This window comes from Variovorax sp. P4_B11 (assembly GCF_056402355.1).
In genome coordinates, this window is record NZ_JBFUHO010000005.1 from 78,544 (window position 1) to 103,914 (window position 25,371).

Consider the following 25,371-nt stretch of genomic DNA (forward strand, 5'->3'; position numbering starts at 1 on the left):
GAGCCGCCGATGCCGTCCATCCCCTATGACGCCAGCCGGACCGCGCTGTACACGCCCGAGCGGCAGCCGACGCTGTTCGAGGCCGGATGCAGCTACACGCCCGCACAGTGGGCGGTCGAGGCTGCGCGGCTGGCCTACTATCGGGCGGAGGAATCCGAGGCCGAAATGCGGCGGCTGACCGAGGCGCTGGCCTGCGCGGGTTTCGGCGCACCGGCCTTGTTTCGTGACGATGCCACCTTCGCCTTCGGCAGCCTCAACGCGGACGGCAGCGCGCTGATCGCTTTCCGCGGCACCCAGCCCGACGAGATTCGCCACCTGGCAACCAACCTCCAGGCGCAACAGGTCGACTGGAGCGAAAGCGGCGGCCGCGTGCATGCCGGATTTGCCGAGGCGGCGCGATCGGTGCTGCCGCAGGTCAACGATTGGCTGGGCAGCGCGGCGGGCCAGCACAACCGTCTGATCCTTGCCGGGCACAGCCTGGGTGCCGCGCTTGCCACGCTGGCCGCCACCGTCCTGCAGCCGGCCCTGCTGGTCACGCTCGGCTCGCCGCGCGTCGGCGACGCGGTTTTCGTCTCGGCCCTGAGCGAGCTGCGCGTGATGCGCGTCGTCGACGGCTGCGACGTCGTGACGCAACTGCCGCCGGCGCTGTCCTTCTACGCGCACGTCGGGGCGGTCAGCTACATCCGCTGCATCGACGGCCTCTGCGTGGAGGATCCGAGCCCGTCGGAGATCGAGGCCGACCGCATCCAGGGCCGGGCGCGGTACGCGGCGGAGCACGCATGGCGGCCGGGCTCGGTGCTGCTGCGGGAGTTGGCGGACCATGCGCCGATCAATTACGCGAGAGCGTTTTTTTAGCTCGCCCCCAGGCTGGGCTCACTTCGTGTAGCCCGCCTCGAGTCGCTGCCAGAGGCAGCGGCTCTTCGGAGCCGTCCAAGCCTGCGCAGGCAGGCTTGGAGCCGCGGCTCCTCAGCCCCCTACCGGGGGCAACACCTGAGGCCCGGCGAAGCCGGTTCCTCGGTGTTTCACGAAGGGGCCTGGCTTTGCCGGCCTTGAAACGTCGCCCCCCGTACGCCACTGGGCGTATTTTCGCGGCGGCGCCCCGTCCGCAGACTCCGCTCCATCGTTCCAACCCAACCAGGAGAAGGTAGTCACCATGCAACGTCGATTCACACTCAAGGCGATGACCGCCGCCGTCGCTCTCGCCAGCCTGTCCGCGGTGCCTGCCTTCGCGCAGGACACCATCAAGGTCGGCGTCCTGCATTCGCTGTCGGGCACGATGGCGATCTCCGAGACCGTGTTGAAGGACACGGTGCTGATGGCCATCGACGACATCAACTCGAAGGGCGGCGTGCTGGGCAAGAAGCTCGAGCCCGTGGTGGTCGACCCGGCCTCCAACTGGCCGCTGTTCGCTGAAAAGACCAAGCAGCTGCTCGGCCAGGACAAGGTCGCGGTGATCTTCGGCTGCTGGACCTCGGTCTCGCGCAAGTCGGTGCTGCCGGTGGTGGAGGAAATGAACGGCCTGCTGTTCTATCCCGTGCAGTACGAGGGCGAAGAGCTCAGCAAGAACGTCTTCTACACCGGCGCCGCGCCCAACCAGCAGGCGATTCCGGCGGTCGACTACCTGATGAGCAAGGAAGGCGGCGGCGCCAAGCGCTGGGTGCTGCTGGGCACCGACTACGTCTACCCGCGCACCACCAACAAGATCCTGCGCGCCTACCTCAAGAGCAAGGGCGTGAAGGACAGCGACATCGACGAGAAGTACACGCCCTTCGGCCACAGCGACTACCAGACCATCGTCGCCGACATCAAGAAGTTCTCGGCCGGCGGCAAGACCGCGGTGGTCTCGACCATCAACGGCGACTCCAACGTGCCCTTCTACAAGGAACTCGGCAATGCCGGCCTGAAGGCCAAGGACGTGCCGGTGGTCGCCTTCTCGGTCGGCGAGGAAGAGCTGCGCGGCGTCGACACCAAGCCGCTCGTGGGCCACCTTGCTGCCTGGAACTACTTCATGAGCATCAAGAACCCGACCAACACGGCGTTCATCAAGCAGTGGAGCGACTACGCCAAGGCCAAGAACATCGCCGGCCACARGGACAAGCCGCTGACCAACGACCCGATGGAAGCCACCTGGATCGGCATCCACATGTGGAAGCAGGCGGTCGAGAAGGCCAAGAGCACCGACACCGACAAGGTGATCGCGGCGATGGCCGGCCAGACCTTCACCGCGCCCTCGGGCATCGTCTCGAAGATGGACGAGAAGAACCACCACCTGCACAAGAGCGTGTTCATCGGCGAGATCAAGGCCGACGGCCAGTTCAACGTGGTGTGGAAGACGCCGGGCCCGGTCAAGGCCAAGCCGTGGAGCCCGTACATCGAAGGCAACGACAAGAAGCCGGACTATCCGTCCGGAAAATCGATGTAGCTGGCCCACCCCCGAATCTCGCTCACTTCGTGTAGCGAGCTCCCCCTCCAGGGGGCAACACCAGCGGCCCGGCGAAGCCGGTTCCGCGGTGTTTCTGGAACAGAGAAGACCACGCCGCACCTTATTCTCCTATGCGCCTTTTTCACTCCTGCCTGGCGGCGGTTTTGCTGCTGACTGTTCTGCCTGGCCACGCGCTGACCGGCGAGGAGGCCAAGGCGATTGCTTCGGGCGAGTCCGAGGCGCGCATCGCGGCGCTCAACAAGGCCGTCACGACGGCGGACGAAAAGACCGCCGCCTTCATCCAGGCGATGGCGGACGACGCCGTCAAGTTCACGGCCGACAAGGTCTTCGTCATCAAGGACGACAAGGCCTACGACCCGGTCACCGGCGCCGAGCAGAAGCTGCCCGAGGACGCCGAGGACGTGGTCAACAACAACATGATGCGCGGCGCGCTCGACGCCGCGCAGGCCGCGCTCAAGCTCACGAGCAAGGACGACGCGGTGCGCTCCGAGGCCGCCCTGGCACTGTTCAAGGAGCCCGACGAGTCGCGCCTGCCGATGGTCGAGAAGGCGCTGGCCGCCGAGACCAACCCCAAGATCAAGGCGCAGCTCGAGCTGGTGCGCGCCGCCAGTCTGCTCACGAGCACCGACAAGGGCAAGCGGCTGGCCGCCGCCAAGGACCTGGGCGCCAGCCGCAGCCCCGAGACCAAGCTGCTGCTCAACCAGCGGCTGGCCGACGAGACCGAGGCCGATGTCAAGGCGGCCATCGTGGCGTCGATCAGCAGCATCGACGGCTCGCTGGTCTGGGGCGACCGCATCAACGCGATCTTCAGCGGCATCAGCCTGGGTTCGGTGCTCCTGCTGGCCGCGCTCGGCCTGGCGATCACCTACGGGCTGATGGGCGTCATCAACATGGCGCACGGCGAGCTGATGATGATCGGCGCCTACGCCACCTACGTGATGCAGGGCATCTTCCAGCGCTACTTTCCGGAGTCGGCCTTCGGCTGGTACCTGGTGGCGGCGATCCCGGTGGCCTTCCTGGCGTCGGCGCTGGTCGGCGCGGTGCTCGAGCGCGGCGTGATCCGCTTCCTGTACGGCCGGCCGCTCGAGACGCTGCTGGCCACCTGGGGCATCTCGCTGATGCTGCAGCAGCTGGTGCGCTCGCTCTTCGGCGCCCAGAACGTCGGCGTCGAGAACCCGTCGTGGATGAGCGGCGGCCTGACCCTGCTGAGCAATGTCGTGCTGCCCTGGAACCGCATCTGCATCATCATCTTCGCCGTGCTGGTGCTGCTCGCCATGGGCTGGCTGATCGGCCGCACGCGGCTCGGCCTGTTCGTTCGCGGCGTCACGCAGAACCGCCCGATCGCCTCGTGCATGGGCGTGAACACCGCGCGCATCGACACCTACGCCTTTGCGCTCGGCTCCGGCATCGCCGGCCTGGCGGGCTGCGCGCTCTCGCAGATCGGCAATGTCGGCCCCGACCTCGGCCAGAGCTACATCGTCGACTCGTTCATGGTGGTCGTGATGGGCGGCGTCGGCCAGCTCGCCGGCACCGTGTATGCCGCCATGGGCCTGGGCATCCTGAACAAGTTCATCGAAGGCTGGGCCGGCGCGGTGCTCGCGAAGATCGCGGTGCTGGTCTTCATCATCGTCTTCATCCAGAAGCGTCCGCAAGGCATCTTCGCGATGAAAGGCCGGAGCGCGGAAGCCTAGGCGAACCCACTCATGTCTTCCAACAAACTTCCCACCAAGGGCCCGCTGCTCAGCGGCAAGGGCTGGACCGTCTTCTTCGTCGCGCTGATCGTGGTCTGTGCAGTGGCGCCGGTGCTCAACATCATGGTGCCCACGGGCAGCGCACTGCACATGAGCGACTACGCGGTGGCGCTGGTCGGCAAGATCATGTGCTACGCCATCTGCGCGCTCGCGATGGACCTGATCTGGGGCTACACCGGCATCCTGTCGCTGGGCCACGGCCTGTTCTTCGCGCTCGGCGGCTACATGATGGGCATGTACCTGATGCGCCAGATCGGCCGCGACGGCAACTACAAGAGCGACTTGCCGGACTTCATGGTGTTCCTCGACTGGAAGACGCTGCCCTGGCACTGGAGCTTCAGCGACAGCTTCATCGCCACGCTGGTCCTGATCGTTGCGGTGCCGGGGCTGATCGCCTTCGTGTTCGGCTTCTTCGCCTTCCGCTCGCGCATCAAGGGCGTGTACTTCTCGATCATCACGCAGGCCATGACCTTCGCCGCGATGCTGCTGTTCTTCCGCAACGAGACCGGCTTCGGCGGCAACAACGGCTTCACCGACTTCAAGCGAATCCTGGGCATCCCGATCCAGACGCAGGAAATGCGCATGACCCTGTTCGCGCTGACCGGCCTCACCTTGCTGGGCTTCTTCCTGTTCTCGAAGTGGCTGATCGCGAGCAAGTTCGGCCGCGTGCTGCAGGCCATCCGCGATGCCGAGACGCGCGTGATGTTCTCGGGCTACAACCCGCTCGGCTACAAGCTCACGATCTGGGTCATCTCGGCCATCATGTGCGGCGTGGCCGGTGCGCTCTACGTGCCGCAGGTCGGCATCATCAACCCGGGCGAGATGAGCGCCGCCAATTCGATCGAGATCGCGATCTGGGCCGCGGTCGGCGGCCGGGCGACGCTGATCGGGCCGATCATCGGCGCCTTCATCGTCAATGGCGCGAAGAGCTGGCTGACGGTGGCCTATCCCGAATACTGGCTGTACTTCCTGGGCGCGCTGTTCATCGCCGTGACCTTGTTCCTGCCCGACGGCATCGTCGGGTTGGTGAAGAAATGGAAGTCCAGGGTCAAGGCGCCGAGCGAAGGCCGGCGCGAAGCGCAGCGCGCGGTGGCGGCGGAGCAGGGCGTCGAGCCTTCGGCCTTGGTGCCGCTGGCGGTCGAAGCCAAGGGAGCGCGCGCATGACGCCCGACCTGATGGAAGCCGGCGCCGAGCGCATCGCCCGCCATGGCGGCATGGTCGGCCACGCCTTGCAGACCGAATCAGGCGGGCGCGCGGCGGGCTATGGCCGGCATGCGACCGGCGAAGTCGACGTCACCCACGGCCGCATCCTCTACCTCGAGGACGTCAGCGTGAGCTTCGACGGCTTCAAGGCGATCAACAAGCTCTCGCTCGACATCGCGCCGGGCGAGCTGCGCTGCATCATCGGGCCCAACGGCGCGGGCAAGACGACGATGATGGACATCATCACCGGCAAGACCCGGCCCGACGAGGGCACGGTGTTCTTCGGCAGCACCATCGACCTGCTGCGCCACAAGGAGGCCGAGATCGCCCAGCTCGGCATCGGCCGCAAGTTCCAGAAGCCGACCGTCTTCGAGCACCTGACCGTGTTCGAGAATCTCGAGCTCGCGCTCAAGACCGACAAGGGCGTCAAGGCCTCGATGCTGTTCAGGCTCGATTCGGCGCAGTCCGACCGGCTGGCCGAGGTGCTGCACACGATCCATCTCGAAGACAGCGTGCTGCGGCTGGCAGGCAACCTGAGCCACGGCCAGAAGCAGTGGCTGGAAATCGGCATGCTGCTGATGCAGGACCCCAAGCTGCTTCTGCTCGACGAGCCGGTGGCGGGCATGACGGACGAGGAGACGGCGCGCACCGCCGAGCTGTTCCTGAGCCTGAAGGGCAAGCACTCGCTGATGGTGGTCGAGCACGACATGAGTTTCATCCGGACGATCTCGGAGATCGTCACGGTGCTGTGCGACGGCTCGGTGCTGGCGCAGGGCACGCTCGATGAAGTGCAGGCGGACGAGCGGGTGATCGAGGTCTACCTAGGCCGTTGACCAGGAAGGACATACATGCTCAGCGTCAAGAACATCCACCAGTACTACGGCGGCTCGCACATCCTGCGCGATGTCAGTTTCGAGGCCCGGCTCGGCAAGGTCACCGTGCTGCTGGGCCGCAACGGCGTCGGCAAGACCACGCTGCTGAAGTCGCTGATGGGCCTGGTGCCGATCAAGAGCGGCAGCATCGAATTCGACGGCACGCCGATCCAGAAGAAGACGCCCTACGAGCGGGCCCGCGCCGGCATGGGCTTCGTGCCGCAGGGCCGCGAGATCTTCGCCCGCCTGACGGTCGAAGAGAACCTGCGCATGGGCCTGGCCTACAAGTCGGGCGCAACGCCGATTCCGCCCGAACTCTACGAGTTGTTCCCGGTGCTGAAACAGATGCTGAACCGGCGCGGCGGCGACCTGTCGGGCGGCCAGCAGCAGCAGCTGGCGATCGCGCGCGCCCTGGCGCCCAAGCCGAAGCTGCTGATCCTCGACGAGCCGACCGAAGGCATCCAGCCCAGCATCATCAAGGACATCGGCCGCGTGATCCGCATGCTGGCCGACCGCGGCGACATGGCGATCGTGCTGTGCGAGCAATACTACGACTTCGCCCAGGAGCTGGCCGACGACTACCTGGTGATGGAGCGCGGCGAGGTCATCGCGCGCGGCCTGGGCAAGGACATGGAAGCCAACGGGGTGCGCCAGCTGGTGGCGATCTGATCAGGGCAGCGCCGCCGTGGCCATCCGCTGGCTGGCCTGGTCCGCGAAAGCCTTCAGCTCTGCCGCGTTGAGGTCCGAGACCGCCCAGGCCTGCATGCCGGCCCGGGTCCAGTGCGCGAGGTTGTAGCCGCGCTTGACGAGCAGCTGCGGGTCCTGCGGCTTCGCCTCGGGTGCGGGCCACACGAACAGGTTGATCACGTGCGGGCCCGAGCGGTAGACCAGCGCCGCGACCGCGTGCCCATCGACGTAGTCGAGGCGGCCGCCGGCCAGCGGCATGCCTTCGGCCGCGAGATCGATCACCGGCGGCGAGAAGTCGAGCTTGCCGGCGAACCAGGGCTTGACCGTGTGCTGGTCGGTGGAGGCCACGTCGGCCAGGTGCGAGCCCATCAGCGAGCGCACGTGGCTGTCGGTGACGGCGTCGCCCGTGGCGTCCTGCATCGGCGCCACCAGCAGCGCGAGCGCCAGGCCCCAGGCGGTGGCTGCGCCGGTGCCGAACAGTGCGATGGCCTGCAGCCAGCGAGACGGTGCCGACGGGCGTGGCGGGCGAAGGGAGGGCGCCTGCAGGCCCTGCAGATCGGCGCGGATGCGTTCGGCCAGCGCCGCGGACGGCGTGTGCCGAACGCCCTCGCGCCGGATCAGCGCACCCAGTTCGTCGTCTTCAGTGGCTTGCATCACGATTTCCTTCCCTGGGTTCCTGCGGGGCCTCCGCCCGCAGCGCGCTGCGCAGCAAGGCGCGCGCGCGCGACAAGCGCGACATCACCGTGCCGATCGGAACGCCGGCGATGCGCGCGATGTCTTCATACGACATCTCCTCCAGCTCGCGCAGCACGATGACCTCCCGAAACGGCGGCGCCAGCGCCTCGATCGCGGCGTTCACGCGCTGGCCGCGCGCCTGACGTTCCCAGGCCACGGCCGGGTCGCCGAAGCCCGCGGCGCCTTCGCTGCCGCCGACGCTGTCGCGCAGCTCGTCGAACTCGACCTGGTCGGCCAGGTGGCGGTGCTGGCGCATCCAGTCGTAGCAGGCGTTGCGCACGATGCCCAGCAGCCAGGGGCGGGCCGCGTCGCCGCGCAGGTCGTCATAGAAGCGAAAGGCGCGCAGATAGGCCTCCTGCACCGCGTCCTCGGCCTGCCGGTCGTCGCGCAGCAGCCAGCGCGCGAGGTTGTACGCGGCAGGCAGGTGCGGCAGGGCCGCGGCTTCGAATCGGCGGGTGCGTTCGTTCAACGGGTTCCTTCCCGTGCTTGACGGTGCGGGTTCGATCTTTATTCCGCGCTTCGGGAATAGCCAGGGCGCCGGCGCCGTCATGCCTGTTGCCGATTCTGTTCCTTTCCCCTCTGTTCAGGAGTCCTTCCATGAAGCTGCATTCGATTCTTCCGACCGCATTGGCGGCGCTGCTGCTGGCCAACCCCGCCTTCGCCGCCGGTGCCAAGGCCTACGTGGGCAATTTCAAGGACAACACGGTCAGCGTGATCGACACCGATTCGCAACAGCTGATCGCGACGGTGCCGGTGGCCGCGGGCCCCGACGGCATCGCGGTCGGCCGCAACGACCGCCAGGTCTTCGTGAGCGGCGCCAGTGCCTCCAGCCTCAGCGTGATCGACACGGCCAGCGACCGCATCGTCGACACGGTCGAGGTCGGCAAGGGGCCGCAGGGCCTGGCCATCTCGCCCGATGGCCGCTGGCTGCTGGTGGCCGTGAACGGCGAGGACCGGGTCGCCTTCGTCGATGCCGCCACGCATGCGGTCGCGGCGACGGTGCCGGTGCCCAAGCCGCACACGCTGACGGTCAGTCCCGACGGCAGGAAGGCCTATGTGTCCTCGCAGGCACCCGGCAACTTCGCGCTGGTGGTGATCGATCTGGCGACGCGCAAGGTGGCCGCGAGCGTGCCGCTCGAGAAGACCCCGCGCGACCTCGAACTCGGCCCCGACGGCAAGGCGCTCTACGTGACCTTGGCCGGGGTCAGCGCGGTGCAGGTGTTCGACACGGCATCGAACAAGCTGCTGACGCAGATCCCGACCGGCGTCTCGCCGCACGTGGCGCATCTGTTCGCGGGTGCCCGCGCTGGCGTGGTGGTGGTGCAGGGGCCGGGCGAGCTGCTGCTATTCGATCCGGCGACGCAGGCGCCGACCGGCAGCATCGCGGTCGGCAAGCAGCCGCACTGGGTCGATGTGCTGCCCGGCGGCAAGAAGGTGCTGGTGACCAACGAAGGATCGAACGACGTCAGCCTGGTCGATCTTGCGGGCGGGCCGGTGGTCACCATCCCGGTGGGCAATGCGCCGCGAAAGGTGGCGGTGCAGCATCGGGCCGCCGGAAGCGGTGCGAAGGTCTCGATCAACAACTTCGCCTTCGGGCCGGCGCAGCTCGCGGTCCATGCCGGCGACAGCGTGACCTGGACCAACGACGACGGCGCGCCGCACGGCCTGGCCTTCAACGACGGCGCGCCGGGCACGTCGCAGATGCTGCCGGGCCAGAGCTTCAGCCGCGTCTTCGCGAAGGCCGGCGTGGTCGACTATGTCTGCTCGGTGCACCCGTACATGATGGCGCGGGTGACGGTGCAGGCGCAGTAGCGGCCGGCGAGTCAGTGCTGGAGGATCTTCGACAGGAACTGCTGCGCCCGGTCCGAGCGCGCCGCGGGGTTGCCGAAGAACTCCTCCTTCGCGCAGTCCTCGACGATGCTGCCGCGGTCCATGAAGATCACGCGGTGGGCGACCTTGCGCGCGAAGCCCATCTCGTGCGTGACGCACATCATGGTCATGCCCTCGCGCGCCAGCTGCACCATCACGTCGAGCACCTCGTTGACCATCTCGGGGTCGAGCGCCGAGGTAGGCTCGTCGAACAGCATCGCGATCGGGTCCATCGCCAGGGCGCGGGCGATCGCCACGCGCTGCTGCTGGCCGCCAGAAAGCTGCGACGGGTACTTGTGCGAATGAGCCTTCATGCCGACCCGTTCGAGCAGCGCCAGCGAGCGGGTGCGCGCCTCGCTGGCCGAACGCTTGAGCACCTTGACCTGCGCGATCGACAGGTTCTGCTCGATCGACAGGTGCGGAAACAGCTCGAAGTGCTGGAACACCATGCCGACCCGCGAGCGCAGCCGGTTGAGGTTGATCTTCGGATCGCCGACCGAGACGCCGTCGACCGTGATCGTGCCCTTCTGGAAGGGCTCCAGCGCGTTCACGCACTTGATCAGCGTGGACTTGCCCGAGCCCGAGGGCCCGCAGACCACCACGACCTCGCCCTTCTCGACGCGCGTCGTGCAGTCGGTCAGCACCTGGAAGCTGCCGTACCACTTGCTCACTCGACTGATTTCGATCATCGGCTTTCCTCGGGCGGGGTCAGGAGTTGCAGGAGCGTGTTGGCGACCACGACCGTCGCCTTGCGCAGTTCATCGAGCGGCACGCGCTCGTCGGCACGGTGGCCGTTGGCCTCGAGCAGCGACTCGGGCCCGGCGCCGTACATCACGGTCGGAATGCCGGCTTCGCTGTAGAGGCGCGCATCGGTGTAGAGCGGCACGCCGATCGGCGTCACCGGCTTGCCCATCACGGCGCTGGCCTCCCGGCACATCAATTCGGCAAAGGCCTGCGCGCCGGGTGCGGGCGCGAACGGCCGGGCCAGCAGGATCTGGCGGATCTCGACGGCGATGCCGGGCAGGGCGCGGCAGGCGTCCTCGATGACCCGGCGCAGCTCGGCCTCGACCGCCTCGGGCACTTCCTCGGGCACGATGCGGCGGTCGATCCGCAGGGTCAGCGTGTCGGCCACCACGTTGGTGTTGATGCCGCCCTCGATCAAGCCGACGACCATCGTCGGGTGCGTGATGCCGGGGGTCTGCGAGGGCCGTTGCGCCAACCCGTCGCGATAGCGGTACAGCGCCGGCAGCAGGGTCGCCGCGGCTTCGATCGCATCGGCGCCGGTGTCGGGCCGCGCCGCATGCGCCGACTTGCCGCGCAGCGTCACTTCGAGGTGCAGGCAGCCGTTGTGCGCGACCACGACGTGGTGCGAGAAAGCGGCCGAGATCACGTAGTCGGGGCGGCTCAGGCCCTGGGAAAGGAGCCATCCGGGGCCGGTCATGCCGCCGGTCTCCTCGTCGTAGGTCAGGTGCAGCTCGACCGTGCCGGCCAGCGGCGCGCCGGTCGAGTGCAATGCCTTGAGCGCGCGCAGTGCGAAGCCGTAGGTCGTGAAGTCGGACTTCGAGACCGCGGCGCCGCGGCCGTACAGCCAGCCGTCGCGCACCTCGCCGCCGTAGGGCGAGCTGCTCCAGCCCGAGCCGGGCGGCACCACGTCGCCGTGCGCGTTCAGCGCCACCACCGGCCCGTCGCCGAAGCGTTCGCGCACGATCAGGTTGGTGACGCTTTGCATGCCGTGCTGTTGCGCGAAGTCGGCCGGCACCGGATGGCGCTCGACCGCCAGGTCCATGGCCTCGAGCAGCCGGGCCGTGAGCTCGGCGTGCGCCGCGCAGTCGCCGGGCGGGTTGTCGGACGGGCATTGCACCAGCCGTGCAAGCGTCTCGACCTGCTCGTCGAAATGGGCGTCGATGAATTGGCGCAGCGTGTCGCGCGCGCAAGAGGTGTCTGTCATGTGAATCAAAGAAATCGGTCGATGCGGAAAGGCGTGATGTCGATGTCGGTCCGGCCACGCACGATCAGGTCGGCGACCAGACTCGCGGTGACCGGCGCCAGCGTGTAGCCGTTCGAGGTCACGGCGTTGTAGAAGCCCGGCAGGCCGGGCACCTCGCCGATGATCGGCGCGCCGTCGATGTTGACGTTCATGCCGGCCCAGCAGCGCACCATGTGCAGCCCGCTGACGGCCGGCAGGACCTGCCGGGCGACCCACAGGCCGCCCTCGATGCTGGCGCGCTCGGCGCGGTTCAGGCGCATGCCCTCGTGGAAGGCGGCGGTCCAGCCGCCGCCGATGATCAGGCCGCCGGTCGCCGCCTGCTTGAGGCTCAGGTGGCGGTCGGCGTGCGCGATCAGGTGGTTGACCAGCGGCGGCGCCGGCTCGGTGACGATCATCTGTAGCGGCGCACCCTTGACCGGGATCTTCACGCCGAGCATGTGACCGACCGTGCTCGACCAGGCGCCGCTGGCGTTGACCACGCGGCCGGCGTGGAGGGTTCCGCGCGAGGTGTGGACCACGAAGCCGCCACCGTCGCCGGGCCGGCGCTCGATGTCGCTCACGTTGCAGCCGCGCAGGAAGCGGGCGCCCTGCTGCTGCGCGCGCGAGGCCACGGCATAGGTCGCGCGCAGCGGATTGATCTTGCCTTCCATCGGGCACAGTTCGGCGCCCAGCAGTTGTTCCGACAGCGCCGGCGAGAGCCGGCGCAGTTCGCTGCCGTCGATCACCTGGGCGTCGATCCCATGGCTGCGTTCGAGCGCGGCCTTGGCCTCGATGAAGCGCATGCCGGCCTCGCTGTCGGCCACCATCAGTCCGCCCGTGATCTTGATCTCGAGATCTTCTGCGCAGTCGGCCTCGATCTCCTGCCAGAGCCGCACCGACATCGGTCCGAGCGGCAGCGTGGCCGCGGCCGGGCCGCCGCCTTCCTGGGCCTTGGCGCCGAAATCGAAGGACAGCAGCTGGACGTGCAGGCTGCCCGCGTTGGCCCCCGAGGCTTGCAGGTTGATGTCGTCGCGGTCGACCACCGTGACGTCCTGGCCGGCCTTCGAGAGGTAGTAGGCGAGGCAGGCGCCGAGCACGCCGGCACCGATCACCAGCACGTCGGTGCGGACCGTTTCGAAGGGCGCGTGTTCGACCGGGCGCGCGAGGTTGGGCGTGATGGCGGGCTTGTGGCCGCCCCACTCGGGCTTCTCGAAGCCGAGCGCGCCGGCCGGCACCGGCTTGGCCGGTGGCCGCGGCGCGAAGTACTGCTCGACCTCGGGCGGACGCCCGGTCATCTCGCTGACCAGCCTGGCGGCGGTGACTGCGCAGTAGCGGCCCTGGCAGCGGCCCATGCCGAGCCGCGTGTTGCGCTTGAGCGCGGCCAGCGTGTCGCGGCCGGCGCGGATCTGCTCGCGCACCGAGCCGAAGCTGATCTCCTCGCAGCGGCACAGCAGCGTGTCGTCGCTGATGGAAGCCAGCGTGACGGGTGGGGCTTCATACAGCGACCACAGCGCCTGCTGGAAGCACTCGGCCTGGCGCAACTGGCCCTGTGCCTTGAACGGTTCCGACGCCAGCAGGCCGAGGTTGCGCGCCGCCGCCACGCCGGCCAGCGTGCCGCGCGCCAGGGCGACGCGCGAGCCACCCAGGTCGGCGCCATCGCCGACCACGAAGACGCCCGGCAGGCTGGTCGCGCCGTCGGTGCCGGTCACGGTCGCGAGATAGCCCAGGTGCCTGTCGGCCACGCGGTGCTCGCAGCCCAGCATCCGCGCCAGTTCGGTCGAGGGGATGAAGCCGTAGCCGAGGCACAGCGTGTCGGCTTCGAAGCGCAGCGCCGGGGCGGGCGTGGCGCGGCCTTGGGCGTCGAGCCGCGCGGCCTGCACGGCCTGCAACTCGCCGGCGCCCTCGGCGGCGACCACCGCGTGGCCCCAGCGTACGGGCACCTTGTGGGCGCGCAGCTGCCGCATGTAGCCCCAGCCCTGGCGCAGCAGGTCGGGTGCGGTGCGGGCAGCCGTCAGCAGCTGGCGCCAGTCGCGCGTGGACGGGCGGGCCGCCGATTCGAGCACCGCGACGACCTGGGCCCCGCCGGCGAGCAGCTCCGCGGCCAACTGAAGATTCAACGGCCCGTTGCCGGCGATCAGCACGCGCCGGCCCGGCGCCACGCGGTAGGCCCGCGCCAGCGTCTGGGCGGCGCCGGTGGTCATCACGCCCGGCAGCGTCCAGCCCGGGAAGGGCACCGGCCGCTCGTAGGCGCCGGGCGCGATCACCAGCTGCCGGCAATGGATGTTTGTGGCCCGTCCGTCGATCAGTGCACTGACTTCGCGGGGGGAAAAGGCGGCCCAGACCTGCGCACCCTGCCGCACCGCCACGCCCGCGGCGAGCACCTCGCGTTCCAGCGCGAGGCCGTCCGCGAACTGCCGGTCGGATGGCGTTGGCGCCTGATGCGACGGTGCCAGCGGCTTGTAGAACTGGCCGCCGGACTGCAGCCGCTCGTCGAGCACCAGCACCCGCGCGCCCGCACGGCGGGCCGCAAGCGCCGCCGAGAGGCCGGCCGGGCCGGCGCCGACCACCAGCACGTCGACCTCGCGCTGCAACGGCTCGGCCCCGGCATCGGGCGCCAGGGGCTTCAGCGGGTCCGCGGGCGTGCCCGCCGGCATTGTCGAACGGATCTGCTGGCCGTCCGCCGCTTTCGTCAGGCAGGCGCGCTGGCTGGCCTGGCCGTCGATCGTCACGAGGCAGTCGAAGCAGGCGCCCATGCCGCAATACAGGCCGCGGCGCCCGCCGTCGCGGGTGTGCCGCATCTGGCGGATGTGGCTGGCCGCGAGCGCGGCGGCCACCGTCTCGCCTTCGATGCCGTCGACGGCTTGGCCGTCGTACCAGAAGCGGATCGGGCGTCCGCCGGCGGTGATGGAGGAATGGGTCAGTCGGGCGCTCATGAAAACGGGTGTGAAGCAAAAAACCACTTTGACGCGGTTCAATGTATACGTATACTAACCGTATACAAATACTTCGTCACCCGAATTTTTCACCGAGGACTGGCAATGACAGCGTTCCGAGGCACCTATACGGTGCTCATCACCCCCATGACCGCCGACGGAAAGCACGTGGACGTGCCGGCCCTGAAGAAGCTGGTCGACTGGCAGATCGAGGAGGGCATCCACGGGCTGATTCCCCTGGGCAGCACCGGAGAATTCCTGTCGTTGACACCCGATGAGCGGCAGCTGGTGATCGAAACCTGTGTGCAGACGGCAGCAAAACGCGTGCCCGTGCTGATCGGCACCGGCGCCGAGTGGACCGACGAGTGCGTGCGGCTGAGCCGCGAGGCCGAGACCATGGGCGCCGACGGCGTCATGATCATTCCGCCGTTCTACAGCACGCCCACCGACGACGAGCTGTTCGCGCACTACCGCAAGGTCGGCGAGGCGATCAACGTGCCGATCATGGTCTACAACAACCCGGCGACGGCCAATGTCGACCTCAAGCCCGAGCTGGTGGCGCGGCTGTCGCGCATCGACAACTGCAAGTACATCAAGGAGTCGACCCTCGAGGTGACGCGGGTGCGCGACATCATCGAGCTCTGCGGCGACCGCATGACGGTGTTCGCGGGCATCCTGGGCTACGAGTCCTTCTGGCTCGGTGCGCAGGGCTGGGTGGCGGTCTGCTCGAACCTGATCCCGAAGATGTCGGCGCGGCTGTTCGAGCTGGTCGCCGACGAACAGAACATGCCCGCGGCGCTGGCGCTCTACAAGGAGATGCTGCCGATCGTGCGCTGGGTCGGCGGCCACCGCTATGTCGCGGCCTCGAAGGACGGCCTCACGATGATGGGCCTGCCGGTCGGCAAGCCGCGTGCGCCGCGCCTGCCGCTGCCCGAAGCCGATGCCATCGACCTGCGGCGCGAACTCGACCGCCTGGGCCTGCTCGACTCCATCCGGGTCTGAGCTTCGGCGCCTACATCTCTCCGCTTCCGCCTCGTTCCATCTCCACCAGGAAATCACCATGAAACTGCTTCCCGCTCTCACCTCGGCCACGGTTCTTTTCATCCTCGGCGTTGGCATCGCGAACGCCCAGGCCTGCAAGTCGCCGGTGCCCGACTCGGCGCTGATCAAGAAGGGCACCCTGATCATGTCGGTCAACCCGACCCTGCCGCCGATGCAGTTCGTCGACCAGACCGGCGCACTCAAGGGCATGCGCGTGGAGCTCGGCGAGGCGATCGCCAAGCGCCTGTGCCTGACGCCCGAGTACGTGCGCATCGAGTTCTCGGCCATGATCCCGGGCCTGCAGGCCGGCCGCTGGGACGTGATCAACACCGGCATCTTCTACACCGACGAGCGCGCCAAGCTGATGCAGATGCTGCCTTACGAAGACCAGGCGATCAGCATCAGCACCGCCCGCGGCAACCCGCTCAAGATCACCAAGCCCGACGACCTCTCGGGCAAGAGCATCGGCGTCGAGCTCGGCGGCTTCGAGGAGCGCAAGGCGCGCGAACTCGACAAGCAACTGACCGACAAGGGCCTGAAGGGCATGACCATCCGCACCTTCGAGAACTTCGCGATGGCCTTCCAGGCGCTGCGCGCCGGGCAGGTCGAGGTGGCGCTGTCGATCGACTCCACCGGCGCCGAGTACCAGAAGCGCGGCGATTTCGAACGCGTGCTGAACGGCCTGTTCCCGACGCCGGTCGCACTGGCGGCGAAGAACAAGGAGCTCTCGGTCGCCATGGCCAAGGCGCTCAACGACATGAAGGCCGACGGCAGCTTCCAGAAGCTGTTCGACCAGTACGGCGTCAAGGCGATCGACGGCGCGGTGGTCGTCAAGGGCCCGGCGAGCTGAGCGCGCCGCACCACCACTGAGCCAGAGAGGAAGGAAAGTCCATGGGACAAGGCTGGAGCTGGTCGGGGTTTGCCGACTACCTGTTCAATCCGTACATCCTGAGCGGCGCCGTGACCACGCTGTGGCTCACCCTCGCGTCGATCGCGGGCGGCCTGGTCGTGGGGTGTGCGCTGGCCTTGGCCCGCCTGTCCAGCCACCCCTGGCTGGCGGCGCCGGCGCACTTCTACATCTGGGTCTTCCGCGGCACGCCGCTGCTGGTGCAGCTGATCATCATCTACACCGGGCTGCCCCAGCTCGGTCTCAAGCTGTCGGTGGTCGAGTCGGCGCTGCTCGGCCTGATCCTCAACGAGGCGGCCTACCTCGCGGAGGTGGTGCGCGGCGGCATCCAGTCGGTGCCGGCCGGACAGACGAATGCAGCGCGCGCCGTCGGCTTCAGCAGCGCGCAGGCGATGCGCTACATCGTGATGCCGCAGGCGATGCGGCTGATCATCCCGACCCTGGGCAACAGCATCAACGGCCTGCTCAAGACCACGTCGATCACCTCGGTGATCTCGATGGAAGAGCTGCTGCGCCGCACCCAGGTGCTGATCCAGGAGAAGTTCATGGTGCTCGAGCTGTTCATCGTCGCCGCCATCTACTACCTGCTGATGACCACGGCCTGGGATTTCATCCAGCGCCGGATCGAGCGCCACTACGGCCGCGCCTACGGCAACGCCAGCACCGGCGCGCCGGTGGTGCCCGACGCCGTGCTCGAGCAACGCTAGCCGGAGCCACGCCATGAACCCCTACGACCTGATCCTTCGCAACGCCGACATCGCCACCGTGGGCGACCGCTACCGCGCCGACATCGGCGTGCGCGACGGCCGCATCTGCGCGATCGCGCAGCGGCTCGACGGCGGCGCCGCGCGCGAGATCGATGCGGCCGGCCGGCTGGTCACGCCCGGCGGCGTCGACGGCCACTGCCACTTCGACCAGCCGACCAGCGACGGCTCGCGCTTCTCGGACGATTTCTTCACCGGCACCCGCTCGGCGGCCTGCGGCGGCACCACCACGGTGCTGCCGTTCGCGGCGCAGCAGAAAGGGCGCAGCATTCAGGAGGCGGTCGACGACTACCACCGCCGCGCGGAAGGCAAGGCGGTGATCGACTACGCCTTTCACCTGATCGTCGCCGATGCCACCAAGGACGTGACGCAGCGCGAACTGCCGGCCCTGATCGAGAAGGGCTACACCTCCTTCAAGATCTACATGACCTACGACGATCTGAAGCTGGCCGACCGGCAGATCATCGAGGTGCTGGCGGTCGCGCGCCGCCACGGCGCGATGACCATGATTCATGCCGAGAACAGCGACTGCATCGCCTGGCTCACCGAGCAGCTGCTCGATGCCGGCCTGACGGCGCCGCGCTATCACAGCAGCTCGCGGCCGATGGCCGTGGAGCGCGAGGCCACGCACCGCGCGATCGCGCTGGCCGAATTGATCGACACGCCGATCCTGATCGTCCACGTGTCGGGCCGCGAGGCGGTCGAGCAGATCCACTGGGCGCGCGGGCGCGGGCTGCCGATCCATGCCGAGACCTGCCCGCAATACCTGTTCCTGAGCGCGGAAGACCTGGGGATCAACCCCGACGATCCGATGCACGGCGCGCGCTGCATCTGCAGCCCGCCGCCGCGCGACAAGGCCAACCAGCAGTTCATCTGGAACGGCCTTTCGAGCGGCCTGTTCACGATCTTCTCGTCGGACCATGCGCCGTTCAACATCAATGGCAGCGACGGCAAGCGCGTGCACGGCGACGATGCCTCCTTCGACCGCATCCCGAACGGCATTCCGGGCGTCGAGACCCGCCTGCCGCTGCTGATGAGCGAAGGCGTGCTGGCCGGACGCATCGACATCCACCGCTTCGTCGAACTCACGGCCACCCATCCGGCGCGGCTCTATGGGCTGTACCCGAAGAAGGGCACCATCGCGGTCGGCGGCGACGCCGACTTCGTGGTCTGGGACGTGTTCGACGAGGGCCATGAGAAAGTCATCGCCAACGACATGCTCCACCATGCGGCCGACTACACGCCCTACGAGGGCATGAAGCTGCGCGCCTGGCCGGGCGTTACGGTGTCGAGGGGCCGGGTGGTCTGGCAGGACGGCGTGTTTTCGGCCGAAGCCGGCTCGGGCCGGTTCCAGCCCTGCCTGCGGCCGCGAACGCCCAATGCCGCGAGCCCGCTCGACAAGTGGCTGTGAGCTTTCCGGCTCCCGCCGCACCGGCCTGCTAAGCTTTTCCCCGTCCCTTCGTGGAAACCGTTCACCTCCGCATGCCAAGCCTCCCCAGTCCGGCGCAACCCGCCACCATCACCATCGCACCGCTCGAGGTGCGTTCCGCCAGCCTGGCCGAGCAGGCCTATGCGAGCCTGCGCACGCTGATTCTCGACCGCAAGATCTCGCCCGGCAGTCCGCTGCAGGAAGGCCGCCTGGCGGACGACCTGCGGATCTCGCGCACGCCGATGCGCGAGGCGCTGGTGCGGCTCGCCGGCGAGGGCCTGCTGGTGCGGCGCGACGCGCGCTCCTATGCGGTGCGCGCGCTGGGCACCAAAGAGTACTTCGACTGTATGCGGGCCCGCGAGGTGATCGAATGCGAGGCCATCGCGCAGGCCTGCGGCAAGATCACCGACGCCGAGATCGATGCGCTCGAAGCCGATCTCAAGACCCTCGACAGCGGCGAGCACGACGAGACCGAGCACTGGCATTTCGACGACCGCTTCCATCAGCTGATCTCGACCGCCAGCGGCAACGTGGTGTTCCCGCGGCTGGTCGAGGAACTGCGCGTGAATGCGCGGCTGTTCCGCCTGCACAGCCCGCTGCACCGGCAGCGCGAGAACCACGACGAGCACGGCCAGATCATCCAGGCCCTGCGCGCGCGCGACCCCGAGCGCGCGCGGGCGGCGATGCGCGAACACCTGCGCAACCTCCAGGAAGACGTCAAGCGCGCGATCATCGAGTGAGGTTCGCGCCGAGCGGCGGCGCCACGTCCTCGAGCGGCCTGCGCTCCGCGTCAACCGCGTAGCGCAGGGCCATCACGCCGGCAAAGATGACCAGCGCGGCGCCAATGGCGTAGCCGATGGCGACCGCGCCGCGGCTGCCGGTCTCGATCAGCGCACCGAACAACACCGGCGCCACGAAGCCGCCGGCGCCGGTGCCCACCGCATAGAAGATCGAGATCGCGACCGCGCGCATCTCGAGCGGGAACACCTCGCTGACCGTGAGGTAGGCGGAGCTGGCCGCGGCGGAGGCGAGGAAGAACACCGCCGACCAGCAGAGCGCCTGGCTGCGGGCGTCGAGCCAGCCCTGCATGAAGGCCCAGCCGGTCAGCGCCAGGCCGACGCCCGACAGCACATAGGTGAGGGCGATCATGCGGCGCCGGCCCACGTGGTCGAACAGCGGGCCCAGCAGCAGCGGCCCCAGCACGTTGCCGAGCGCGAACGGAAAGATGTAGAGCGCGACTCTTTCGGCGGGGACGCCGTGGAAGCGGGTCAGCACCAGCGCATAGGTGAAGAAGATCGCGTTGTAGAAGAAGGCCTGCGAGACCATCAAGGCCAGTGCCACCGCACTGCGCTGCGGGTAGCGCCGCAGCAGCACGTGGGCGACCTCGCGCCAGCCGGGGCGGGCCCGGTCTCCGAAGCTCAGGTGGCCGACCGCCGGCGCCAGCGGCCCGTGCCGTTCGCCCACCTGGGCTTCGATCTGCCGCACGATGCGCTCGGCTTCCTCGGCGCGGCCGTGGGCGATCAGCCAGCGCGGGCTTTCGGGCACGTTGCGCCGCACCAGCAGGATCGCCACCGCGAGCAGTGCGCCGAGTGCGAAGGCGGCACGCCAGCCCCGCACCGGGCCGAGCACCTGCGGATCGAGCAGCCACAGGCTCAGGCCGGCGCCGAGGGCCGCGCCGATCCAGAAGCTGCCGTTGATCGCGAGATTCACGCGGCCGCGCACGCGTGCCGGGATCAGTTCGTCGATGGCCGAGTTGATGGCCGCGTACTCGCCGCCGATGCCGAGGCCGGTGGCAAAGCGGCACAGTGCGAAGAAGCCGAAGTTCGGCGAGAAGGCCGTGGCCAGCGTCGCCGCGGCATACACCGCCAGCGTGACCAGGAACAGCTTCTTGCGCCCCAGCCGATCGGCCAGCCGGCCGAACACCAGCGCGCCGATCACGGCGCCGCCGACGTAGAGCGAGCCCGAGCCGCCGATCTGCGCTGCGGTCAGTCCCAGCGTGTCGGGCCGCTCGAGCACGCCGCCGATCGAGCCGACCAGCGTCACCTCGAGGCCGTCGAGCACCCAGGCCACCCCCAATGCGACCACCACGCGCCAGTGCCAGCGCGACCAGGGCAATCGGTCGAGGCGGGCCGGGATGTCGGTGCGGGTCACGCTGCCCAGTCTAGGGCCTGTTCACACTGCTTCCGGGGATCGCGTTGCCGTGCCAAGGGGCTGGATGCAAGGCGCCTGCGCGCAGCAAGGCTCTCGCCTTGGAAGCGCGGGCAACGCCGCAGACGGCCCCTTCGCGCGGCAACCCGAAGGGAAGGCCTGCCAGGACGAGCCACTCGGCGTTGCACTCCTTGCATGTGCCAACGCACATGCCGCGTCGCGCGCCTTGATTGGCCCGTCCTGGCAGGCCTTCGCGACCCCGGCAGCAGTGTGAACAGGCCCTAGGCAGCGTCGCGAGGCGCTCCCGTCGGACGAGCACCCGTTTCAGCGGCTTACATCGACCAGATCCGCGGTGGCTCGCTGGCCATGTTCCAGAGTTCGGCGCGCCAGGCCTTCCAGACCTGGCGCAGCAGCTGCATCGCCGGCTCGACCACCGGCGCCAGGGCGCGCAGCACGATGATCTCCGCATGGGGGCTGGTGGCGCCGGCGCTTTCGTGCAGTTCGTGCGCCTCGATCAAGGAGCGGGCGGCGTCCAGCGCCGCATCGCGCCGCGCGCGCGCGATGGGCGAGCCGGCGACGAAGAAGATCGACGCCAGGCAGCGCTGGCCCGCCAGGCCGAGCGGGCTCTGGAGCAGCCGCCGGTCTTGCGCGTCGATGCGCCCGCGCTCCAGCCAGACGCCCGGCACCTCGATGTGCTGCTGCAGCGTGCCGAGTTCGAAGGGCTTGCCGGCGTTCGGCAGGCCCAGCGCCGTGACGTCCCAGCCGATCAGCTCCGCGCTTTCGTCCAGGCGCAGGGTCAGCCGGTTCTCGGCCCGGCAGCCGCTGAAGCAGATCGCCTCGAGCGGCAGCCATTCGAGGCGGGCACCGGCCTCGACCCGCAGCGCGGTGCGCTGCAGCGCCAGTTCGCCGTCGGAACGGTAGAAGCGCGAGGCGCCGGGCGTGGTGATGAGCCCGTGGCTGCCGGCGGCCGCTCGCACGCGGATGTCCAGCGTGTCGCCGCCGACCAGTCCGCCCGGCGGATGCACCAGCACGTTGTGGCAGACCGCATCGCCCTCGGGGTAGAGGCTCTGCAGGATGCGCAGCGGGCCTTCGTGGCGGAAGCGGGCCACGCTGCGCTGGTTTTCGGATTGATAGTCGAGGTCGAGTCTTGCGTGCCAGGGCATGCGGCAAGTGTAGGGACTCCGGCGCCTGCCGCTTCAGGTCTTCCACGCCCCGACGTGCGCCGCGCCGGCTTCGTCGACCAGCGCCGGGCCGATGCACTCGATCGGATGCGGCGAGGCGCGAAACACGTCGCGGCAGGACAGCTCGGCATCGCGCTGGTCGCGGCGCTCGCCGCGGAACACGCGCAGCCGTTGGGCGTCGATGCCGAACACCACGCGGCCGATGTTCGACCAGAAGATCGCGCCCGCGCACATCACGCAGGGCTCGCCCGACGAATAGATCGTGGCGCCCGCGAGCTCTTCGCGCGACAGCTTGCGCGCCCCGAGCATGCGCACCGCGTTGGTCTCGGCATGGCCCGTGACGTCGCCGGTCTCGGCCGTGTTGCAGTAGGCCTCGGCCAGCACCTCGCCGTCGGCCGAGACCACCACCGCGCCGAAGGGACGGTTGCCGCGCCGGCGTCCGGCGTGCGACCAGACGATCGCCTTGCGCAGGTAGCGGCCGTCGCGCTCGTCGAGTGTTTGTTCAGCGGGAAAATTGTCGGATACGAGTGAACTCATGCGTTGATGATGCTACGTTCTTTGCGCGCCGGCAGCATCGAGCTGTTGAAGATTGCGTCGGCCGACGGCCTGGTCTTGAGGCCGAACACCTCGGCCACCTCGTCGACCTGCTGCTCGAGCAGCAGCTTCCGAATGTCGCCGAGGCCATGCCCGCGGGTGTCGGCCGCGCCGACGTACTGCGCGGTGATGGCCCAGCGCTCGAGTTCGATCTTCGGATCGAGGATCGGTTCGCGCTGGCGCATCGCCGCGATGCTGGGGGCCGGGTTGGCGAAGGTCTCGACGATCGCGCGGTTGGTGGCGCGCAGGAAGGCCGCCACCGCCTTCGGGTTCTGAGCGATCAGGTTGCTGCTGGCAAGGATCGCGTTGCCGTACAGGTCGACGCCGGCATCCGCGTACTTGAGCACCGAGAGCTCCTCGGTCTTCATGCGCGCGAACAGCGAAACCGCCGAGTCGTGGAAGTAGGTGGCGGCATCGACGTCGCCGCGCACCATCACGTTGTCGCGGGCGCTGAAGTCGGTGGTCTGCCACTGGAAGGCGTCGGCCTTCATGCCTTGCTTGCGCGCCACCAACGGCCAGGCGCGACGCGTCGATTCGACGGCCGCGGCCGCGACCTTCTTGCCTTGCAGGCTCTTGAAGTCGGTGCTGACGCCGCGGTCCTTGCGGCCGATGATCACGAACGGTGCACGGTTGTAGTACTGGTAGACCGCCTGCACCATCGGGGTGCCCGGGTTCTGCGCATTGAACTCGACCAGCGCGCTGATGTCGCCCAGGCCCAGCTGGTAGACGCCGCTCGCGATGCGCGTGATCGAGGCCACCGAGCCGGCGCCGGTGTCGATCGTGACGTCGAGGCCCTCGTCCCTGTAGTAGCCCTTGCTCTCGGCCAGGAAGAAGGGCGCGGTCTGGCCGTTGATCCGAAAGTCCAGCGTGAACTTGAGCGGCGTCGGCTTGCTGCCCTGCGCGAAGACGGCGGGGACGGCGGGGACGGCGAGGGCGGCGGCGCAGGCGGCGCCCGTGGTGATGAAGCTGCGGCGTTGCATGCGTTTGATCTCCGGAATTCGTGGGTCTTGAACACCGCGCCACGGGGCGGCGAGGCACTTCAAGAGCAATTTCCGGGCGGTGCACGAACGGGGTGCGTGCGCTGCTGAACGCTTCTACTCTTGTCCATTGGTACGCAGGACGCATGCCAGCTGTCTCGGGCCCGCAAATTGCATGAAGAGCGGCGCAGAGTAGAAGCGTTCAGCTTTGGCGCGCAGGCCATGGCGGGAAATTGCTCTTTCAAGTTGGACCTCACGCAACCGAAGGAGTCACTTCATGCTCGTCACGCAGCAACCCGTCTTTCGCAAGTTCTGGCATGCCGTCATGCCCTTGGCCGATCTGCAGCAGGGGCCCAGGCCCTTCACGCTGCTCGGCGAGAACATCGTCCTGTTCCTCGATGTCGAAGGCCAGCCCGCCGCCTTGCGCGACCGCTGCTGCCACCGCACGGCGAAGCTGTCGAAGGGCTGGTGCGTCGACGGCGAGGGCAAGGCCTGCGGGCAGGGCGCCATCCAGTGCGGCTACCACGGCTGGACCTACGACCGCAGCGGCCAGGTGATCCGCATCCCGCAGTACGAGGCCGACCGCAAGATCTCGCCCGAGTACAAGACCACGGCCTACCACTGCAGCGCGCGCTATGGCTATGCCTGGGTCGCGCTCGAGGAGCCGATCGCCGGGATTCCCGCGATCCCGGAGTTCGACGACCCGGGCTTTCGCACCATCCACCAGTTCTACGAAGAGTGGCAGACCAGCCCGATGCGCGCGCTGGAAAACTCCTTCGACAACTCGCACTTCAGCTTCGTGCACCGCGCGACCTTCGGCGTGGCGTCGAGCCCGAAGCCGAGCAAGTACGCGCTGGTGGAGAACGACAGCGGCTTCCACGCCGAGACCGTGATCGAGGCGGCAAACCCCTCCAGGTTCCGCGCCATCAGCGGCGTGACCGAGCCGATCACCACGCGCCACATGCGCAATGCCTACTTCCTGCCCTTCTCGCGCCGGCTCGACATCGAGTACCCGTCGGGCATCCGCCACATCATCATCAACTGCTTCACGCCGATCGACGATGGCCGGATGCAGCTGTGCCAATGGCTGTTCCGCAACGACACCGAGGCCGACTGCGCGGCGCAGATGCTGATCGACTTCGACGAGGAGATCACGCGCGAGGACAAGGACATCCTCGAGTCGACCGACCCCGACGCCCTGGTCGACACGCGGCGGCGCGGCGTCGAATACTCGATGGAGTCGGACCGCCCCGGCATGCTGATCCGCAAGCACCTGATGCAGCTGCTCGCGAAGCATGGCGAATCGGAAGTACATCGCATGCAGACCGTGCCGCACGCGCAGGCTGCCTGAAGCATTCGGGCGCTACCATCGCGTCCGATCATCAGGAGACTTTCATGAGCATCACAGTCCGCCGCGACGGCATCGCCGGCACCCGCCACATCGTCAAGATCCGCGCACACGAGTTTCCGGTCGATGCATCGCCGGATCTCGGCGGCAAGGATGAGGGGCCCTTGCCGCATGATCTCTACGATGCGTCGCTCGGCGCCTGCAAGGCGCTCACCGTGCTGGTCTACGCGCAGCGCAAGGGCATTCCGGTGGAAGAGATCGAAGTGATCGTCGACCGCGACGACAGCGAAGAACGCAGGGGCACCTATCGGCTGGGCACGTCGCTGCGCGTCACAGGCAATCTGAGCGAAGCGCAGCGCGAAGATCTCCTTCGCGTGGCGGGCAAGTGCCCTGTCCACCGCTTGATGACCGAGGTCAAGACCGAGATCGAGACCCGGCTGGTCTAGGCTCGCCCCCAGGTTGCCCGGCACTTCGTGTCCGGGCGCCCACCCCCTACCGGGGGCAACACCTGCGGCCCGGCAAA

The 25,371-nt window shown here is 68.4% G+C and carries 23 protein-coding genes; 14 read left to right on the forward strand and 9 right to left on the reverse strand.

The features are described 5' to 3' along the window. Positions 1 to 9 precede the first annotated feature (9 nt). From AC1DYD_RS07410 to urtE, 6 genes are all read left to right on the forward strand, one after another. Positions 10 to 855: a lipase family protein gene (locus tag AC1DYD_RS07410; protein ID WP_478172103.1), complete on the forward strand. Its 846-nt coding sequence runs from the start codon at positions 10 to 12 to the stop codon at positions 853 to 855. A 298-nt stretch (positions 856 to 1,153) separates the two neighbouring features. Then, entirely contained in the window at positions 1,154 to 2,422 is a 1,269-nt protein-coding gene (gene urtA, locus AC1DYD_RS07415; RefSeq protein WP_478172104.1) for an urea ABC transporter substrate-binding protein, read from the forward strand. Positions 2,423 to 2,553: 131 nt separating this feature from the next. Further along, positions 2,554 to 4,134 carry an urea ABC transporter permease subunit UrtB gene (urtB, locus tag AC1DYD_RS07420; RefSeq protein ID WP_478172105.1) on the forward strand — a complete coding sequence of 527 codons (1,581 nt, stop codon included), beginning with the start codon at positions 2,554 to 2,556 and terminating at the stop codon, positions 4,132 to 4,134. A 12-nt stretch (positions 4,135 to 4,146) separates the two neighbouring features. Beyond that, positions 4,147 to 5,358: an urea ABC transporter permease subunit UrtC gene (gene urtC / locus AC1DYD_RS07425; protein ID WP_478172106.1), complete on the forward strand. Its 1,212-nt coding sequence runs from the start codon at positions 4,147 to 4,149 to the stop codon at positions 5,356 to 5,358. Then, entirely contained in the window at positions 5,355 to 6,230 is an 876-nt protein-coding gene (gene urtD, locus AC1DYD_RS07430) for an urea ABC transporter ATP-binding protein UrtD (protein ID WP_478172107.1), read from the forward strand. The genes urtC and urtD overlap by 4 nt, the downstream gene beginning before the upstream one ends. Before the next feature lie 15 nt (positions 6,231 to 6,245). Beyond that, complete coding sequence (gene urtE, locus AC1DYD_RS07435; protein WP_478172108.1) at positions 6,246 to 6,938, forward strand: urea ABC transporter ATP-binding subunit UrtE; 693 nt, start codon at positions 6,246 to 6,248, stop codon at positions 6,936 to 6,938. Here the strand turns inward: urtE and AC1DYD_RS07440 are convergent, their stop codons facing one another. Then, positions 6,939 to 7,610, reverse strand: a complete 672-nt coding sequence (locus tag AC1DYD_RS07440) for an anti-sigma factor family protein (protein WP_478172109.1) — start codon at positions 7,608 to 7,610, stop codon at positions 6,939 to 6,941. Next, positions 7,597 to 8,160 (reverse strand): sigma-70 family RNA polymerase sigma factor, encoded by a 564-nt coding sequence (locus AC1DYD_RS07445; protein WP_478172110.1) that lies wholly within the window; start codon positions 8,158 to 8,160, stop codon positions 7,597 to 7,599. Before AC1DYD_RS07445 ends, AC1DYD_RS07440 begins: the two co-directional genes overlap by 14 nt. 128 nt (positions 8,161 to 8,288) lie before the next feature. Here AC1DYD_RS07445 and AC1DYD_RS07450 point away from each other — a divergent pair, with 128 nt between their 5' ends. Beyond that, complete coding sequence (locus AC1DYD_RS07450) at positions 8,289 to 9,503, forward strand: YVTN family beta-propeller repeat protein (RefSeq protein ID WP_478172111.1); 1,215 nt, start codon at positions 8,289 to 8,291, stop codon at positions 9,501 to 9,503. Positions 9,504 to 9,514: 11 nt separating this feature from the next. On the opposite strand, the gene AC1DYD_RS07455 is transcribed toward AC1DYD_RS07450, so the two are convergent. From AC1DYD_RS07455 to AC1DYD_RS07465, 3 genes are read right to left on the reverse strand one after another with little or no spacing between them, the layout of a single operon-like run. Further along, positions 9,515 to 10,249 carry an amino acid ABC transporter ATP-binding protein gene (locus AC1DYD_RS07455; protein ID WP_478172112.1) on the reverse strand — a complete coding sequence of 245 codons (735 nt, stop codon included), beginning with the start codon at positions 10,247 to 10,249 and terminating at the stop codon, positions 9,515 to 9,517. Further along, positions 10,246 to 11,508: a M20/M25/M40 family metallo-hydrolase gene (locus tag AC1DYD_RS07460; protein WP_478172113.1), complete on the reverse strand. Its 1,263-nt coding sequence runs from the start codon at positions 11,506 to 11,508 to the stop codon at positions 10,246 to 10,248. The genes AC1DYD_RS07455 and AC1DYD_RS07460 overlap by 4 nt, the downstream gene beginning before the upstream one ends. Before the next feature lie 5 nt (positions 11,509 to 11,513). Beyond that, complete coding sequence (locus AC1DYD_RS07465) at positions 11,514 to 14,459, reverse strand: FAD-dependent oxidoreductase (RefSeq protein WP_478172114.1); 2,946 nt, start codon at positions 14,457 to 14,459, stop codon at positions 11,514 to 11,516. Positions 14,460 to 14,564: 105 nt separating this feature from the next. Between AC1DYD_RS07465 and AC1DYD_RS07470 the strand changes: the two genes are divergently transcribed. From AC1DYD_RS07470 to AC1DYD_RS07490, 5 genes are all read left to right on the forward strand, one after another. Continuing rightward, positions 14,565 to 15,461 carry a dihydrodipicolinate synthase family protein gene (locus AC1DYD_RS07470; RefSeq protein ID WP_478172115.1) on the forward strand — a complete coding sequence of 299 codons (897 nt, stop codon included), beginning with the start codon at positions 14,565 to 14,567 and terminating at the stop codon, positions 15,459 to 15,461. 58 nt (positions 15,462 to 15,519) lie between these two features. Then, positions 15,520 to 16,350, forward strand: a complete 831-nt coding sequence (locus AC1DYD_RS07475; RefSeq protein WP_478172116.1) for an ABC transporter substrate-binding protein — start codon at positions 15,520 to 15,522, stop codon at positions 16,348 to 16,350. 41 nt (positions 16,351 to 16,391) lie between these two features. Next, positions 16,392 to 17,114 (forward strand): amino acid ABC transporter permease, encoded by a 723-nt coding sequence (locus tag AC1DYD_RS07480; RefSeq protein ID WP_478172117.1) that lies wholly within the window; start codon positions 16,392 to 16,394, stop codon positions 17,112 to 17,114. A 13-nt stretch (positions 17,115 to 17,127) separates the two neighbouring features. Continuing rightward, entirely contained in the window at positions 17,128 to 18,582 is a 1,455-nt protein-coding gene (gene hydA / locus AC1DYD_RS07485; protein WP_478172118.1) for a dihydropyrimidinase, read from the forward strand. 71 nt (positions 18,583 to 18,653) lie between these two features. Beyond that, positions 18,654 to 19,340, forward strand: coding sequence for a GntR family transcriptional regulator (locus tag AC1DYD_RS07490; RefSeq protein WP_478172119.1), 687 nt, complete (start codon positions 18,654 to 18,656; stop codon positions 19,338 to 19,340). Here the strand turns inward: AC1DYD_RS07490 and AC1DYD_RS07495 are convergent. The 4 genes from AC1DYD_RS07495 to AC1DYD_RS07510 all read right to left on the reverse strand — a co-directional run bounded on the left by AC1DYD_RS07495 (position 19,330) and on the right by AC1DYD_RS07510 (position 23,503). Next, positions 19,330 to 20,751, reverse strand: a complete 1,422-nt coding sequence (locus AC1DYD_RS07495) for an MFS transporter (RefSeq protein ID WP_478172120.1) — start codon at positions 20,749 to 20,751, stop codon at positions 19,330 to 19,332. The two genes, AC1DYD_RS07490 and AC1DYD_RS07495, sit on opposite strands and share 11 nt — an antisense overlap. Positions 20,752 to 21,080: 329 nt before the next feature. Further along, a complete protein-coding gene (locus AC1DYD_RS07500) occupies positions 21,081 to 21,911 on the reverse strand; it encodes an urease accessory protein UreD (RefSeq protein ID WP_478172121.1) in 831 nt (276 codons plus the stop codon). A 33-nt stretch (positions 21,912 to 21,944) separates the two neighbouring features. Next, positions 21,945 to 22,466: a nucleoside deaminase gene (locus tag AC1DYD_RS07505; RefSeq protein WP_478172122.1), complete on the reverse strand. Its 522-nt coding sequence runs from the start codon at positions 22,464 to 22,466 to the stop codon at positions 21,945 to 21,947. Further along, complete coding sequence (locus AC1DYD_RS07510) at positions 22,463 to 23,503, reverse strand: ABC transporter substrate-binding protein (RefSeq protein WP_478172123.1); 1,041 nt, start codon at positions 23,501 to 23,503, stop codon at positions 22,463 to 22,465. Before AC1DYD_RS07510 ends, AC1DYD_RS07505 begins: the two co-directional genes overlap by 4 nt. A gap of 274 nt (positions 23,504 to 23,777) precedes the next feature. Between AC1DYD_RS07510 and AC1DYD_RS07515 the strand changes: the two genes are divergently transcribed. Further along, positions 23,778 to 24,851, forward strand: coding sequence for an aromatic ring-hydroxylating dioxygenase subunit alpha (locus AC1DYD_RS07515; protein ID WP_478172124.1), 1,074 nt, complete (start codon positions 23,778 to 23,780; stop codon positions 24,849 to 24,851). A gap of 44 nt (positions 24,852 to 24,895) precedes the next feature. After that, the gene (locus AC1DYD_RS07520; RefSeq protein ID WP_478172125.1) at positions 24,896 to 25,294 is read left to right on the forward strand and encodes an OsmC family protein; all 399 of its coding nucleotides are present in this window, start codon (positions 24,896 to 24,898) and stop codon (positions 25,292 to 25,294) included. The last annotated feature ends 77 nt before the right edge of the window (positions 25,295 to 25,371 follow it).